Source organism: Arenimonas caeni (assembly GCF_003024235.1).
In the GTDB taxonomy this organism is placed as follows: Bacteria; Pseudomonadota; Gammaproteobacteria; order Xanthomonadales; family Xanthomonadaceae; genus Arenimonas; species Arenimonas caeni.
Genome location: NZ_KZ679100.1, coordinates 1 through 13,353, shown reverse-complemented (window position 1 = coordinate 13,353; position 13,353 = coordinate 1). Strand labels below are relative to the sequence as shown.

General features: G+C 72.1%; 13 protein-coding genes and 1 tRNA gene. 3 read left to right on the top strand and 11 right to left on the bottom strand.

Annotated elements, in window-relative coordinates; genetic code table 11:
* Positions 1–7: 7 nt before the first annotated feature.
* From hisIE to C6N40_RS12540, 9 genes are read right to left on the bottom strand one after another with little or no spacing between them, the layout of a single operon-like run.
* Complete coding sequence (gene hisIE / locus C6N40_RS12580) at positions 8–622, bottom strand: bifunctional phosphoribosyl-AMP cyclohydrolase/phosphoribosyl-ATP diphosphatase HisIE (RefSeq protein WP_106991382.1); 615 nt, start codon at positions 620–622, stop codon at positions 8–10.
* Complete coding sequence (hisF, locus tag C6N40_RS12575) at positions 612–1,388, bottom strand: imidazole glycerol phosphate synthase subunit HisF (RefSeq protein WP_106991381.1); 777 nt, start codon at positions 1,386–1,388, stop codon at positions 612–614. Before hisF ends, hisIE begins: the two co-directional genes overlap by 11 nt.
* A complete protein-coding gene (locus C6N40_RS12570) occupies positions 1,382–2,134 on the bottom strand; it encodes a 1-(5-phosphoribosyl)-5-[(5-phosphoribosylamino)methylideneamino]imidazole-4-carboxamide isomerase (protein ID WP_106991380.1) in 753 nt (250 codons plus the stop codon). Before C6N40_RS12570 ends, hisF begins: the two co-directional genes overlap by 7 nt.
* Positions 2,131–2,730: an imidazole glycerol phosphate synthase subunit HisH gene (hisH, locus tag C6N40_RS12565; protein ID WP_106991379.1), complete on the bottom strand. Its 600-nt coding sequence runs from the start codon at positions 2,728–2,730 to the stop codon at positions 2,131–2,133. The genes C6N40_RS12570 and hisH overlap by 4 nt, the downstream gene beginning before the upstream one ends.
* The gene (gene hisB, locus C6N40_RS12560; protein WP_106991378.1) at positions 2,727–3,815 is read right to left on the bottom strand and encodes a bifunctional histidinol-phosphatase/imidazoleglycerol-phosphate dehydratase HisB; all 1,089 of its coding nucleotides are present in this window, start codon (positions 3,813–3,815) and stop codon (positions 2,727–2,729) included. The genes hisH and hisB overlap by 4 nt, the downstream gene beginning before the upstream one ends.
* Complete coding sequence (hisC, locus tag C6N40_RS12555; RefSeq protein ID WP_106991377.1) at positions 3,812–4,909, bottom strand: histidinol-phosphate transaminase; 1,098 nt, start codon at positions 4,907–4,909, stop codon at positions 3,812–3,814. Before hisC ends, hisB begins: the two co-directional genes overlap by 4 nt.
* The gene (gene hisD / locus C6N40_RS12550) at positions 4,906–6,204 is read right to left on the bottom strand and encodes a histidinol dehydrogenase (protein WP_106991376.1); all 1,299 of its coding nucleotides are present in this window, start codon (positions 6,202–6,204) and stop codon (positions 4,906–4,908) included. Before hisD ends, hisC begins: the two co-directional genes overlap by 4 nt.
* Positions 6,201–7,100, bottom strand: a complete 900-nt coding sequence (hisG, locus tag C6N40_RS12545; protein ID WP_106991375.1) for an ATP phosphoribosyltransferase — start codon at positions 7,098–7,100, stop codon at positions 6,201–6,203. The genes hisD and hisG overlap by 4 nt, the downstream gene beginning before the upstream one ends.
* Positions 7,101–7,129: 29 nt before the next feature.
* A complete protein-coding gene (locus tag C6N40_RS12540) occupies positions 7,130–7,456 on the bottom strand; it encodes a YerC/YecD family TrpR-related protein (protein ID WP_106991374.1) in 327 nt (108 codons plus the stop codon).
* Positions 7,457–7,574: 118 nt separating this feature from the next.
* Between C6N40_RS12540 and C6N40_RS12535 the strand changes: the two genes are divergently transcribed.
* Positions 7,575–9,377, top strand: a complete 1,803-nt coding sequence (locus C6N40_RS12535) for a sensor domain-containing diguanylate cyclase (protein WP_106991373.1) — start codon at positions 7,575–7,577, stop codon at positions 9,375–9,377.
* A 94-nt stretch (positions 9,378–9,471) separates the two neighbouring features.
* On the opposite strand, the gene C6N40_RS12530 is transcribed toward C6N40_RS12535, so the two are convergent.
* Positions 9,472–11,367 carry an HAL/PAL/TAL family ammonia-lyase gene (locus C6N40_RS12530; protein ID WP_106991372.1) on the bottom strand — a complete coding sequence of 632 codons (1,896 nt, stop codon included), beginning with the start codon at positions 11,365–11,367 and terminating at the stop codon, positions 9,472–9,474.
* Between the two features lies 1 nt (position 11,368).
* Positions 11,369–12,742: a histidine--tRNA ligase gene (hisS, locus tag C6N40_RS12525; RefSeq protein WP_106991371.1), complete on the bottom strand. Its 1,374-nt coding sequence runs from the start codon at positions 12,740–12,742 to the stop codon at positions 11,369–11,371.
* Between the two features lie 131 nt (positions 12,743–12,873).
* Between hisS and C6N40_RS12520 the strand changes: the two genes are divergently transcribed.
* Positions 12,874–12,950, top strand: a tRNA-Pro gene (locus tag C6N40_RS12520).
* A 162-nt stretch (positions 12,951–13,112) separates the two neighbouring features.
* Positions 13,113–13,353 (top strand): hypothetical protein (locus tag C6N40_RS12515; RefSeq protein ID WP_205208605.1); only part of this gene is annotated, 241 nt, incomplete at its 3' end.

Below are 13,353 nucleotides of genomic sequence, written 5' to 3'. Positions count from 1 at the left end.
GCGCGGCTCAGCGTGCAGCGGCGGCGTGGCGGTCGCGCAGAACGGCCTCGACGTCGGCCAGGCCCAGGCCGCGGGCACGCAGCAGCACCGTCAGGTGGAAGACCAGGTCGGCAGCCTCGTCCAGCAGGGCCACGTCGTCCTGGGCCACCGCCGCCAGCGCGGTCTCCACGCCCTCCTCGCCCACCTTCTGGGCGATGCGGCGCGTGCCGGCCTCGAACAGCTTCGTGCTGTAGCTGCCCTCGGGCCGCTCGCGCTCGCGGCGCGCCACCAGGGCGTCGAGCTCGGAGAGGAAGTCGCCAGGCGCCGACGGGAAACAGCTGGCGCGGCCCAGGTGGCAGGTGTTGCCGCGCGGGCGCGCCTGCACCAGCAGTGTGTCGGCGTCGCAGTCGGCTTCCAGCGAGACCAGCTGGAGGATGTCGCCGCTGCTTTCGCCCTTCATCCACAGGCGCTGCTTGCTGCGGCTGTAGAAGGTGACGCGGCCGGTGGCCAGGGTGGCTTCGAGCGCGGCGCGGTCCATGTAGCCGAGCATCAGCACGCGGTGGCTGCCGGCGTCCTGGACGATGGCGGGCAGCAGGCCCTGCTGCTTGTCCCAGGCCAGGGAGTCGATCTGCTCAGGCGACATCGCGCACCTCGATGCCCTGCGCGCGCAGGGCGGACTTGAGTTCGGGGATCCGGATCGTGCCGGAGTGGAAGACGCTGGCGGCCAGGGCCGCGTCCACGTCGGCCTCGAGGAAGGCGGCGGCGAAGTGCTCCGGCGCGCCGGCCCCGCCCGAGGCCACCAGCGGCACCCGGCAGGCCGCGCGCACGGCGCGCAGCTGTTCGAGGTCGTAGCCGGCGCGCACGCCGTCGGTGCCCATGCAGTTGAGGACGATCTCGCCGGCGCCAAGCGCCTGGACCTCCTCCACCCAGTCCAGGGTGCGCCGCGCCAGCGCCTGGGTGCGCCCGGGGTCGCCGGTGTAGGCCCGCACGCGCCACTCGCCGTCGGCGTCGCGCTGGCTGTCGATGCCCACCACCACGCACTGCACGCCGAAGGCCTCGGCCAGCTCGCGGACGAGCGCGGGGCGCTCGAGCGCCGGCGTGTTCACCGACACCTTGTCGGCGCCGGCGTGCAGCACCGCGCGCGCCTGTTCGACGTTGCGGATGCCGCCGGCCACGCAGAACGGAATATCGAGCAGGCGGGCCACCCGCTCCACCCAGGCCACGTCCACGCCGCGACCCTCCGGGCTGGCGGTGATGTCGTAGAACACCAGCTCGTCGGCGCCTTCGTCGCGATAGCGCAGGGCCAGGTCCTCGATCGCGCCCACCACCACGTGGTCGCGGAAACGAACGCCCTTGACCACCTGGCCGTCGCGCACGTCCAGGCAGGGAATGATGCGCCGGCTCAGCATGGGCGGGCTCCTGCGGCCAGCGCGTCGGCCAGGCCGAGCTGGCCGTCGAGCAGGGCCTTGCCCAGCACGATGCCGCCGCAGCCGGCCTCGCGCGCCGCCGCCACGTCGGCGACGTCGCGGGCGCCGCCCGAGGCCTGCACGGCCAGCTGCGGGAAACGCCCGCACAAATAGCGGTAGAGCTCTAGATTGGGACCCGAAAGCATGCCGTCGCGGGCGATGTCGGTGCACAGCAGGTGGCGCAGGCCAAGGTCGGCGTAGGCGGCTGCCAGGATGTCGAGTTCGCGGCCGCCCGCTTCGGTCCAGCCGTGCACGGGCAGGCGCCAGCGACCCTCGGCATCGCGCCGGGTGTCGAGCGCAAGCGTGATGCACCCGGCGTCCAGCCGCCCCATCAGGCCGGCCACGCGCGCCGGCTCGCGCACGGCCAGCGAGCCGATCACCACGCGGTCGGCGCCGGCTTCGAGCAGGGCCTGCACGTCGGCCTCGGAACGCACGCCACCGCCGGTCTGCACCTTCAGCCGGGTTTCGCGCTTGATGCGGCCCAGCAGCGGCGCCAGCGTGTAGCCACCCGCGCGGGCAGCGTCGAGGTCGACCAGGTGCAGCCACTTCGCGCCGGCCGCGGCGTACTGCTTCGCCAGCGCCAGCGGGTCGGCCGGATAGCGGGTTTCGGCGGCGTAGTCGCCCTGGCGCAGGCGCACCACGGCGCCGTCGCGCACGTCGATGGCCGGATAGACGATGAACTCGCTCATGCGACGCCAAACTCCAGGAAATTGGCCAGCAGCCGCGCGCCCACGGCGCCCGACCGCTCGGGGTGGAACTGCGCGCCGGCGACGTTGCCGCGCTGCACGAGCGCGGCCAACAGCTGGCCGTGCACGCTGCGCGCGACGCAGTTGTCGTCCACCGCCACGGCGTAACCGTGCACGAAGTACGCCTGCGCGCCGGGCGCGATGCCGCGCAGCAGCGGCGACTCGCGCAGCGGCTCGAGGCGGTTCCAGCCCATGTGCGGCACGCGCAGGCCCGGGCCGCCGACCATGCGCCGCACGCGGCCGGGCAGCAGGCCCAGGCAGGTCTCGTCGCCCTCGTCGGAGCCTTCGAACAGCAGCTGCATGCCCAGGCAAATGCCCAGCAGCGGCTGGCGCAGGCCGCGCAGCACGTCCACCAGGCCCAGCTCGCGCAGGCGCGCCATGCCGGGGCCGGCGGCGCCGACGCCGGGCAGGATCACCCGGTCGGCGGCCGTGATGACGGCCGCGTCGCCGCTGACCTCGGCGTTCACGCCCAGGCGCTCGAGCGCGTAACGCACGGAGCCGAGGTTGGCCCCGCCCGAATCGACCAGCACCGTCCTCACAGCACGCCCTTGGTGCTTGGCAGCTCGCGACCTTCGCGGCGGATGGCCTTGCGCAGCGCGCGCGCCACCGCCTTGAAGCAGGCCTCGACCTGGTGGTGGGTGTTCTCGCCCTGCACGCGCAGGTGCAGGCTCATGCGGCCCTCGTCGGCCAGCGAGCGGAAGAAGTGCGGCACGAGTTCGGTGGCGAGGCCGCCCACTTCTTCGCGACCGAACTTGCCTTCGAACACGAAGTACGGGCGGCCCGAGAGGTCCACCGCCGCGCCGGCGAGCGTTTCATCCATCGGCAGGGTGATGGCGCCGCGGCCGACCGAATCGCCGTAGCGCGCCACGCCGCGCTTGCTGCCCAGCGCCTCGCGCAGGGCCTGGCCGATGGCCAGGGCGCAGTCCTCGACGGTGTGGTGCTCGTCAACGCCCAGGTCGCCCTCGCACTGCAGCGACAGCCCGAAACCGCCGTGCTTGCCCAGCTGCTCGAGCATGTGGTCGAAGAAGCCGTGGCCGGTGCGCACGCGCGGCTCGGCCGGGCTGTCGAGGTCGACCTCGACCCGGATCTTCGTCTCCTTCGTCCTGCGCTCGACCACGGCGCGACGCGGCGCATCGGCCACCTCGTGGGCGATCTGCGCCCAGGTGGTGAAGCCCGGGCCGAGCCGGAAGCCGCGGCAACCGAGGTTGCGCGCCAGCTGCAGGTCGGTCTCGCGGTCGCCGACGACGATGGAGTTGGCCAGGTCGATCGAACGGTCGCGCAGGTAGTGCATCAACATGCCCAGGCCCGGCTTGCGGGTGGGTTTGCCCTCGTGCTCGAAGCTCTCGTCCACCAGCACTTCGCGGAAGACGATGCCCTGCGATTCGAGCAGCTGCAGCACCATCGCCTGCGGGCCTTCGAACTGCTCGCGCGGGAAGCTGGCCGTGCCCAGGCCGTCCTGGTTGGTGACCATGACGAACTCGAAGCCGGCGTCGCGCAGCCGCAGCAGCGCCGGGATCATGCCCTCGACGAAGCGGACCTTGGCGTAGCTGTCGACCTGGAAGTCGGACGGCTCCTCGATCAGGGTGCCGTCGCGGTCGAGGAAAGCGATGCGCGTGCCGCTCATGCCGCCGCCCTCCCCGCCTGCAGCGCCGCGAGCACGGCGTCGTTCTCCTCCGGACGGCCGATGCTGATGCGCAGCGCATCGCCCAGCTGCGGCGAGGCGCGCATGTCGCGCACCACCACGCTGGCCTCGAGCAGGCGCGCGAAGGCGGCGCCGGCGTCGTCGAAGCGCACCAGCAGGTAGTTGCCCTGCGACGGGTACACGCGACGCACGCCCGGCGCGTCGGCAAGCGCCACGCGCAGGCGTTCGCGCTCGGCGCGCACCGCCTGCACGCGCTCGCGGGTGGCGGCCAGCGCCGGCTCGGACAGGCCGGCCAGGGCCAGCTGCACGCAGGGCGTCGGCAGCGGATACGGCGCCTGGCAGTTGCGCAGCACCGCCACCAGCGCCGGATCGGCCAGCAGGCAGCCGATGCGGGCCGCGGCCAGCGCGTGCGCCTTCGACAGCGTGCGCAGCACGGCGAGGTTGGGCTGGCCGGCGATCTCGGCGGCCAGCGAGGGCTGGTCGCTGTATTCGCCGTAAGCCTCGTCCACCACGACCAGGGCGCGGCCGGCCAGGCGGCGCGCCAGCGCCAGCAGGTCGGCCACCGGGACGGCCTGGCCGGTCGGGTTGGCCGGCGAGCAGATGAAAACGAGCTTGGCGCCGCTGCTCACCGCGGCGCTGGCCATCGCCTCGAGGTCGCAGTCGAAGCCACCGGCACCGTCGCGCAGCGGCACCTCCACCAGCGGCGCGCCCTGCAGGCGGGCGCTCACCGCATACATGCCGAACACCGGCGGCGCGATGACCACGGCGTCCTGGCCCGGCCGGCACAGGGCGCGCACCAGCAGGTCGATGGCCTCGTCGCTGCCGCGGCCCACCAGCACCTCCTCCGGGCGCACACCGTAGAGCGTGGCCAGGCGCTGGCGCAGCACGGCCGGCTGCGGGTCGGGGTAACGGTTGGCGCCCAGGCCGGCATCGGCCGGGTTGCGCCAGGCGCTTTCGTTGGCGTTGAGCCAAATCGAGCCCGTGACACCCTCACGGCGCGCGGAGTTGTATCCCGCGAAGCCGCGGATGTCCGGGCGCACCAGTTCCATCAGCGGACTTTCGTTCGAGATGTTCATGCCGCATCCCCCAGGCGCCGCAGCACCGACTGCGCGTGCGCCTCCAGCCCTTCGGCGCGCGCCATCTCCACCGCGCACGGCCCGATCGCGGCCAGGCCTTCACGGCTGACCTGCTGGAAGCTGATGGCCTTCTGGAAGCTCGCCACGCCCACGCCGCTCCAGGCGCGCGCCGCGCCGTTGGTGGGCAGCACGTGGTTGGTGCCCGAGCAGTAATCGCCCAGGCCCTCGGGCGCGAAGTCGCCCAGGAACACCGAGCCGGCGCTGGTGACGCGGTCGAGCCAGGCGCGCGGCTCGCGCAGGGCCAGGATCAGGTGTTCGGGCGCGTATTCGTTGCTCAGCGCGAAGGCCTCGTCGAGCGTACCCACCTTCACCAGCCGGGCATGTTCCAGGGCCTGGCGGGCGATGCCGGCGCGCGGCAGCTCCGCCAGCTGGCGCTCGACCTCGGTGCGCACGGCCTCGATGAGCCCGGCCGAATCGGTGGCCAGCACCACCTGCGAGTCGGGGCCGTGTTCGGCCTGTGAGAGCAGGTCGGCGGCCACGTGCACCGGCGGCGCGCCGGCGTCGGCGATAACCAGCACTTCCGAAGGGCCGGCCGGCATATCGATGGCCGGGCCGCCGGCCGTCATCGCCGCGAGCTGCTTGGCCGCCGTGACATAGCGGTTGCCCGGGCCGAACAGCTTGTCGCAGCGCGGCACGCTGCCCGTGCCCAGCGCCATCGCGGCGATCGCCTGGGCGCCGCCGAGCTTGAAGACGCGGCGGATGCCGCACAGGGCCGCCGCCACCAGCACCGCCGGGTCGGCGCGACCGTCGGCGCGCGGCGGCGTGCACAGCACCACGTCCGGGCAGCCGGCCACTTCCGCCGGCACGCCCAGCATCAGCGCGGTGGACGGCAGCGGCGCGCTGCCCGCAGGCACGTACAGGCCCACGCGCGCGATCGGGCGCAGCACGCGCCCGCAGCTCACGCCCGGTGCGGTCTCGATCTCGAAGCCCTGGCCGGCGCCGGCGCGGTGCCAGGCGAGCAGGCGCCCGCGCGCCTCGACCATCGCCGCGCGCAGGGCCGGCGTGACCGCGGCCTCGGCTTCGGCGAACTCCTCGGCGGTGACTTCGAATGCGCCGAGTTCGACGCCGTCGAAGCGGCGAGTGAGCGCGCGCAGGGCGGTGTCGCCGTCGGCCTGCACCTGTTCGAACACCCGCTTCACCGCCGCCTCGATGCCGGCCTGGTCCTCGCCACCCGGCCGGGCCAGGGCGGCGGCGCGTGCACCGGCATCAAGCGCGCTCCAGTCGATCGTCTTCATGCCAGCATCTGCTCCACCGGCAGCACCAGCAGGCCCGTGGCCCCGGCGCGCTTCATGTCTTCCAGCCGCTGCCAGGTCATCGCGCTGCGGCACAGGGCCTGCAGGGCGACCTGGTCGCGCTGGCCTTCGATGGCCATCACGGTCGGGGGTTCCGCGTCGGGCAGCAGCTTGAGCAGGTCCGGCACCGCGTCGCGCGCGGCCTGGAACAGCACCAGCTTGCTGGCGCGCACGCTCAGCACCGCGTCGAGGCGGCGCAGCAGCATGGCCGCCAGCTCGGCGCGGGCATCGCCGAAGGGCGTGGCCGGCGCGGCCAGCACGGCCTGGCTCTCGAACACCACCGCGGCCTCCTTGAGCTGGTTGGCCATCAGCGTGGCGCCGGTGGAAACGAGGTCGCAGATCGCCTCGGCCTTGCCCAGGCGCGGCGCGATCTCCACCGAACCCGACAGCACCACCGGTTCGGCCGCCACGCCCTGGTTGCGCAGCCAGCGCGCCAGCAGCTGCGGGTAGCTGGTGGCGATGCGCAGGCCGGCCAGGCGATCCGGTCCGGGCCACTCCCACTCGTTGGGCACGGCCACCGACAGGCGGCAGCGGCCGAAGCCCAGGTCGCGGATGGCGCGGTAGGCCTCGGGCTTGCCTTCGGCGGCGCGTTCGAGCGCCTGCTCCTCGAGCACGTTCTGGCCGACGACGCCGAGGTCACAGGTGCCTTCGGCGATCAGGCCGGGGATGTCGTCGTCGCGTACGAGCAACAGGTCGATGGGCAGCGATTCGCCATAACAGAACAGCCGGTCGCGGCTTTCGCGGAAGGCCAGGCCGGCGCGCGCGAGCAGGTCGCGGGCGGGGTCGGACAGGCGTCCGGATTTCTGGATGGCAATGCGCAGGCGGTCGTGCGTCCTCATGACGCCCTCCTGGTTCCTGAAAGGTGGATTCAATGCGCCGATTCGGGCGACGCGGGGAAGCCGGCGCGCTGGGCCGCCAGCCTGTAGCCGCCGGCACCGCGCTCGAGACAGCGGGCGACGCGGCCGATGGTGGTGACGCTGACGCCGGTGCGGTCGTGGATCTCGCGGTAGGGCACGCCCGCCTGCAGAAGGGGGATCACCCGCCAGCGGTCGCACAGGGCCTCGAGTTCGGCCGGGGTGCACAGGTCGTCCAGGAAGGCCCGAAGCTCCGCCGGCTCGCGCAGGCTCAGCAGGGCCTCGACGAGGGCGTCGAGGTCGGCTTGGTCCGGGCGGGTGGCGGGGTCGCGGCGCTTCATGGCGTGAGAATGTAATAGCGCGTTATTACATTGTCAACCGAACCCAGCGTTCCATCCGTCTGGCCAAGCCCTGCCCTGCGGTCTAGAGTGGCGGCGGATAAGGGGAATCCGTTCACTGATGGGCATTTTCGCTAGGCTCCTGGCGCTGCTGCTGGCCCTTTGCGTCCTGGACGCGCGGGCCCAGCCCGCCCTGCTCGACGAGGGTACGGAGCAGCTCCGGCTGGCGCCCCACCTGCAGTACGCCGTGGACCCGGAGGGCCGGGCCGACGCCACCACCATGCTGGCGCGGGTCGGCCGCGGCGAGTTCGCCCCCCTGCCCGACGGCAACACCACCCTGGGCTTCTCCGAGGGCGCCTACTGGTTCCATGCCGAGCTGTTCAACAGCCGCGCCAACCTGCAGCGCTGGCTGCTGGTGCTGCACTACCCGCTGCTGGACAACGTCGACATCTACCTGCGCTATCCCGACGGCCGCGTGGAGCATTTCGCCTCGGGCGACAGCGTGCCCTTCTCGGCGCGCTCGATCCGCTACCGCCACCCCAACTTCTGGGTCGACCTGCCCACCCGCACGCGCGTGGAGCTGCTGGTGCGCGTCTCGAGCCGCAGCTCGCTGCAGGTGCCGCTGGCGCTCTACTCGCCCACCGCCTTCGCCGAGCTCGAGCGCGACTCGCAGCTGGGCATCGGCATCTTCTACGGCATCCTGGTGGCGCTGTTCTTCTACAACCTGGTGCTCTGGCTGAGCCTGCGCGACGCCAGCCACTTCTGGTACATGCTGCACGTCAGCGCCTTCGGCCTGGTGATGCTCTGCCTCAACGGCCTGGCCTTCGAATACCTGTGGCCCAACTCGCCCTGGCTGGCCAACCACGCCATCCCGCTGTCGATGGCGCTCTCGCAGGTGGCGATGCACCAGTTCTGCCGCGTCTTCCTCGAGCTGCCCGAGCGCCAGCCCCGCGCCAACGTGGCCTCGCTGGCGATCATCGCCTTCTACCTGCTGATGGGCGTGGCCTCGCTGATCGTCGAATACCGCACGGTGGTCAAGCCGCTGACCCTGGCGGTGTTCCCGGGCGCGCTGTTCATCGTCTTCATCACCGTCACCGCCATCCGCCGCGGCTACACGCCGGCCAAGGTGTTCCTGGCCGCCTGGGGCTTCCTGCTGGCGGGCACGGCGCTATACGCCTCGGTGAGCTTCGGCCTGCTGCAGAAGGGCTTCCTGACCGAGTACGGCATCCAGATCGGCTCGGCGCTGGAGATGATCCTGCTCTCCTTCGCCCTCGCCTACCGCTACGCGAGGCTGCGCGGCGAGAACGAGAGGCTGGTGCGCGAGCACAACGAGCAGCTCGAACGCCACGTGGCGCGCCGCACGTCGGAACTGAGCATGGCGCTCGAGCAGCTGGCCGAAGCCAACCAGCGCCTGCGCGAGTCGAACCGCCGCGACGCGCTGACCGGGCTGTTCAACCGCCGCCACTTCCGCGACGTCTTCGAACACCAGATGCACCACGCGGCCGAGCACCGGCAGCCGCTGGGCGTGCTGCTGATCGACCTGGACCACTTCAAGCTGGTCAACGACACCCACGGCCACCTGGCCGGTGACGAGTGCCTGCGCTGGCTGGGGCGGGTGCTCACCGAGAGCCTGTCGGTGCACGGGGCGCTGCTGGCGCGCTTCGGCGGCGAAGAGTTCGTGGCGGTGGTGCCCGACACCGAGGGTGAGCGCCTGATGCAGCTGGCCGAGCAGCTGCGCGTGCGCATCTGCAGCGAGCCGGTACGTTACGCCGGCAACAACATCGGCATCAGCGCCAGCATCGGCACCTTCGTGATGCGCCCGGGCACCGGCATCGGCGTGGACGACGCCCTGCACCGCGCCGACGACGCCCTGTACGCCGCCAAGGGCGGCGGCCGCAACCGCGTGCACGCCGCCGCCGACTGAACCGGATCGTGTAGGAGCGCCTTCAGGCGCGAATCTTTTGACTTTGCCGTCGGCAAAGAGAGGATTCGCGCCTGAAGGCGCTCCTGCAGGTGCGTTACAGGGCCTGGCGGGCGGCGGTGAGGAGCTTGCCGGAGCGCACGAGGGCCACGGCCGTGGCGACGTCGCCGTCCATGGCGCGGTCGCGGGCCATGAACGGAATGACTTCGCGCAGGGCGGCCCAGGCGGCGCGCACGGCCACGCCCGGTTCGAACTCGGGCGCCGCGGCCAGTTCCTGGCGCAGGCCTTCGACCTCCTCCAGGAACCTGGCGCGGTCGGCATGGCCGGGCATCGGCGCACCCTGCACCTTGGCGGCCAGGCCCTCGGCGTCCGAGGAGCGCGCCAGCGCGCGGGCGGCGCTGATCATGTCGCGACGGTAGTCCAGCGCCTGCGCGGCGGTGTAGAGCTCCAGCGCCAGCACGTGGCCCAGGTCCTCCACCATCTCCAGCACGTGCCGGCCCTCGTTGGCGCCCATGGACACGTGGTCTTCGGCATTCGCGCTGGTCGGGATCGAGTACACGCTGGCCGGATGCGCCCGGCTGGCCAGGTCGTTCACCAGCGCGGCGGCGGTGTACTGCACGATCATGAAGCCGCTTTCGGTGCCGTCCTCGTTGCCGATCAGGAAGGCCGGCAGGCCGTCGTTGGTGGCCGGGTCGACCAGCTTGTTGAGCCGGCGCTCGGAGATCGAGGCCAGCACCGGGATGGCCGCCTTGAGGTAGCTCATCGCCAGCGCCAGCGGCATGCCGTGGAAGTGGCCGGCCGACACCACCTGGTCCTCGATCTCCCGCGCGCCCTCGAGGTCGGGGAACAGCAGCGGATTGTCGGTGACGGCGTTGAGTTCCACGTCCACCACCCGCTTGGCCTGCTCGAGCGCGTCGCGCACGGCGCCATGCACCTGCGGGATGCAGCGCAGCGAGTAGCTGTCCTGCGGCTGGTGCTTCTTGCCGCCGCGGAAGGGGCGGAAGCGCTGGTAGAAGCGCTCGCGGCCGTGGCGCTGGTTCAGCGGCACCCAGTCCCAGCCGATGTCGAAGGCCAGGGCCTGCTGCTCCGGCGCGGTCCAGCTCTCGGGCTGCCACTGCCGGAAGCGCGGCACCAGGTGGTAGGCGATGTCCGACAGCGTCGAGCCCGCCAGCAGCGTGCGCAGGCGCGCGGCCACGTGCACCTGGCCCGGGTGCGGACGCAGCGCGTGCACGTGCGGGTCGAAGGCGCGCAGGCGGCCGGCGAAGGCGTCGAGCGTCATCGCCGCGGCCAGGTCGGCGGTGTCGAGCAGGTCCTCGAGCTTCTCGATCGCCAGCACGGCCGTAGCCAGCATCTGCGCCGTGCCGTTGTTGAGCGCCAGGCCTTCCTTGTGCGAGAGCGACACCGGCTGCAGGCCGGCGCGGGCCAGGGCGACTGCGCCGGGCAGGCGCTCGCCGTCATAGAAGGCTTCGCCGCCGCCGAGCAGCACGATGGCCAGGTGCGAAAGCGGCGCCAGGTCGCCGCTGGCGCCGACGCTGCCCTTGCGCGGCACCACCGGCACGATGCCGGCGTTGAGCAGGTCGGCCAGCGACTGCAGCACCTGCGGGCGGATGCCGGAGTGGCCCATCATCAAGGTGTTGATGCGGATGGCCAGCATGGCGCGCACTACGTCGGCCGGGAACGGCTCGCCCACGCAGACCGCGTGGGTGACGATCAGGTTGCGCTGCAGCTCTTCGAGCACGCTCTCGCCGGTGTCGGCGGCGCCGGGCAGGCCCTCGCGCACGCGGCGCGAGCCCAGCAGTTTGTCGGCATTCGAGCCGAAGCCGGTGGAGACGCCGTAAATCGGCTCCTGCTTCTTGACCTGGTCGGCCAGGAAGTCGGCGGCGCGCTGCACCGCCTGCAGCTTGCCCGGGTCGAGCCGGACCGGCGCACCGTGGGCGATCTCGGCCACCTGGGCGCGGCTGAGGCTGCGGCCGTCGAGGGTGATCGGCTGCATGTCAGTGGCTCCCCATGGCGCGCTGTTGTTCGAGTTCGACCCGGAGCGTGGCGGCGAGCTCGGCCCGCGGCACTTCGAACTGCTCCTTGGCGCGCAGGTCCTTCACCGTGACCACGCCGCGCGCGGCTTCGTCCTCGCCGTAAAGGGCGACGAAGCGGATGCCGGCCTTGTCGGCATAGTGGAATTGCCTGGCGAGCTTGCGGGCCTCCATCTGCACCTCGGTATTGATGCCGGCGGCGCGCAGCTGGCGAGCGATGTCGAGCGAGTCGCCCAGGCGGGACTCGTCCATCAGGCCCACCATCACGTCCACCGAGCTTTCGGCCGATTCGATGATGCCGGCCTCGCGCAGCTGCCAGAAAAGGCGGGTGGCGCCGATGGAGATGCCGACGCCGGGCAGCTTCGACTTGGTGTAGTGGCTGGCCAGGTCCTCGTAGCGGCCGCCGGAACAGACCGAGCCGATTTGCGGGTGGTCGTCGAGCGTGGTCTCGTAGACGGTGCCGGTGTAGTAGTCCAGACCACGGGCGATGGAGAAGTTCACCGCGTAGTCCGATTCCGGCACGCCCTGGGCCTTGAGCAGCTCGACCACCTCGCGCAGCTCGGCCACGCCCTCGGCCAGGGTGGCGTTGCCGCTGCCCAGCGCGTCGAGGCGGGCCAGGGCGTCGGCGTGCGAGTTCGAGCGCACCTGCACGAAGGCCATGATCCTGTCGGCGACGTCCTCGGCCAGCCCGAAGTCCGGGCCGGTGAGCGTGGCGCGCACGGCCTCGGCGCCGCGCTTGTCGAGCTTGTCGATCTCGCGCAGCACCAGCGCCTGGCGCTCGCCGTCGGCGATGCCCAGGCCTTCGAAGAAGCCGCGCAGCAGCTTGCGGTTGTTGAGCTGGATGGTGAACGGGCCCACCCCCAGCTCGGAGAACACGGCGTGGATCACCGCCGGCATCTCGGCGTCGTGGCGCACGCCCAGCGTGTCCTTGCCGATCACGTCGATGTCGCACTGGTAGAACTCGCGGAAGCGGCCGCGCTGGGCGCGCTCGCCGCGGTACACGCGCTGGATCTGGTAGCGCCGGAACGGGAAGGCCAGGTCGTGCTCGTGCTGGGCCACGTAGCGGGCCAGCGGCACGGTGAGGTCGAAGCGCAGGGCCAGCTCGGGCTGGCCGCCCTGCCCGAGGGCGCCGGTGGACTGCACGAAGTAGACCTGCCGCTCGGTTTCGCCGCCGGTCTTGGTCAGCAGCACTTCGGACAGCTCGAACACCGGCGTTTCCACCGGCAGGAAGCCGAAGCGCTCGTAGTTGCGGCGGATGACGTCCAGCATGCGCTGGAAGGCAATCTGGTCACGGGGCAGCAGCTCCATGACGCCGGGCGTGGTGCGGGGCTTGATCAAGGCGGGCACTCCAGTGCGAACCCCGGCATTCTAGCGGCTGCCGCCGCCCCGGCGCGTCGCGGCCCCGTGTACGCGCACCGGCGCACTTGCCGAAAGCCGCCTGAGCCCCTAGAATTATCGGCTCGATCCCTCGGGGTGTAGCTCAGCCTGGTAGAGCGCTACGTTCGGGACGTAGAAGTCGCAGGTTCAAATCCTGTCTCCCCGACCAGTTCCATCAAGACGCCGCCCACCCGGGCGGCGTTTTGTTTTGGGGCCCGCCGCCGCCCGCGGCTTCGTTACACTCGGCATTCAAAGGCGAGTGGGGACTTGGATGGCCTGGATCCTGGGGATCATTGGCGCCCTCTTGGGCGCGTTGTTCGGCTTGGCGGTGATGGACCTGGACCATGACGTGTTCGGGTTCCTGGCCGGCGGAGCCACCGGCCTGCTGCTGGGCTGGGTGCTGGCCCTGCAGCTGGACCTGCGGCGCACCCAGCGCGACCTGCTGGCGCTGCGCCAGTTCGTGGCCCGGGGCGCAACGGCGGCGGCCCCCGGGGCCGCCCCGCCCGTGGCGGCCTCGCCCCTGCCCTCGCGGGCCGAGCCCGCCCCGGCGCCTTCGGTCGCCAGCGCCCCCC

Coding starts and splice junctions, on each gene's coding strand:
- hisC (WP_106991377.1), bottom strand. CDS start 4,909: ATGAACATCTCGAACGAAAGTCCGCTGATGGAACTGGTGCGCCCGGAC.
- C6N40_RS12535 (WP_106991373.1), top strand. CDS start 7,575: ATGGGCATTTTCGCTAGGCTCCTGGCGCTGCTGCTGGCCCTTTGCGTC.
- hisG (WP_106991375.1), bottom strand. CDS start 7,100: ATGAGGACGCACGACCGCCTGCGCATTGCCATCCAGAAATCCGGACGC.
- C6N40_RS12570 (WP_106991380.1), bottom strand. CDS start 2,134: ATGAGCGAGTTCATCGTCTATCCGGCCATCGACGTGCGCGACGGCGCC.
- hisIE (WP_106991382.1), bottom strand. CDS start 622: ATGTCGCCTGAGCAGATCGACTCCCTGGCCTGGGACAAGCAGCAGGGC.
- hisB (WP_106991378.1), bottom strand. CDS start 3,815: ATGAGCGGCACGCGCATCGCTTTCCTCGACCGCGACGGCACCCTGATC.
- C6N40_RS12530 (WP_106991372.1), bottom strand. CDS start 11,367: ATGCAGCCGATCACCCTCGACGGCCGCAGCCTCAGCCGCGCCCAGGTG.
- hisD (WP_106991376.1), bottom strand. CDS start 6,204: ATGAAGACGATCGACTGGAGCGCGCTTGATGCCGGTGCACGCGCCGCC.
- hisF (WP_106991381.1), bottom strand. CDS start 1,388: ATGCTGAGCCGGCGCATCATTCCCTGCCTGGACGTGCGCGACGGCCAG.
- C6N40_RS12540 (WP_106991374.1), bottom strand. CDS start 7,456: ATGAAGCGCCGCGACCCCGCCACCCGCCCGGACCAAGCCGACCTCGAC.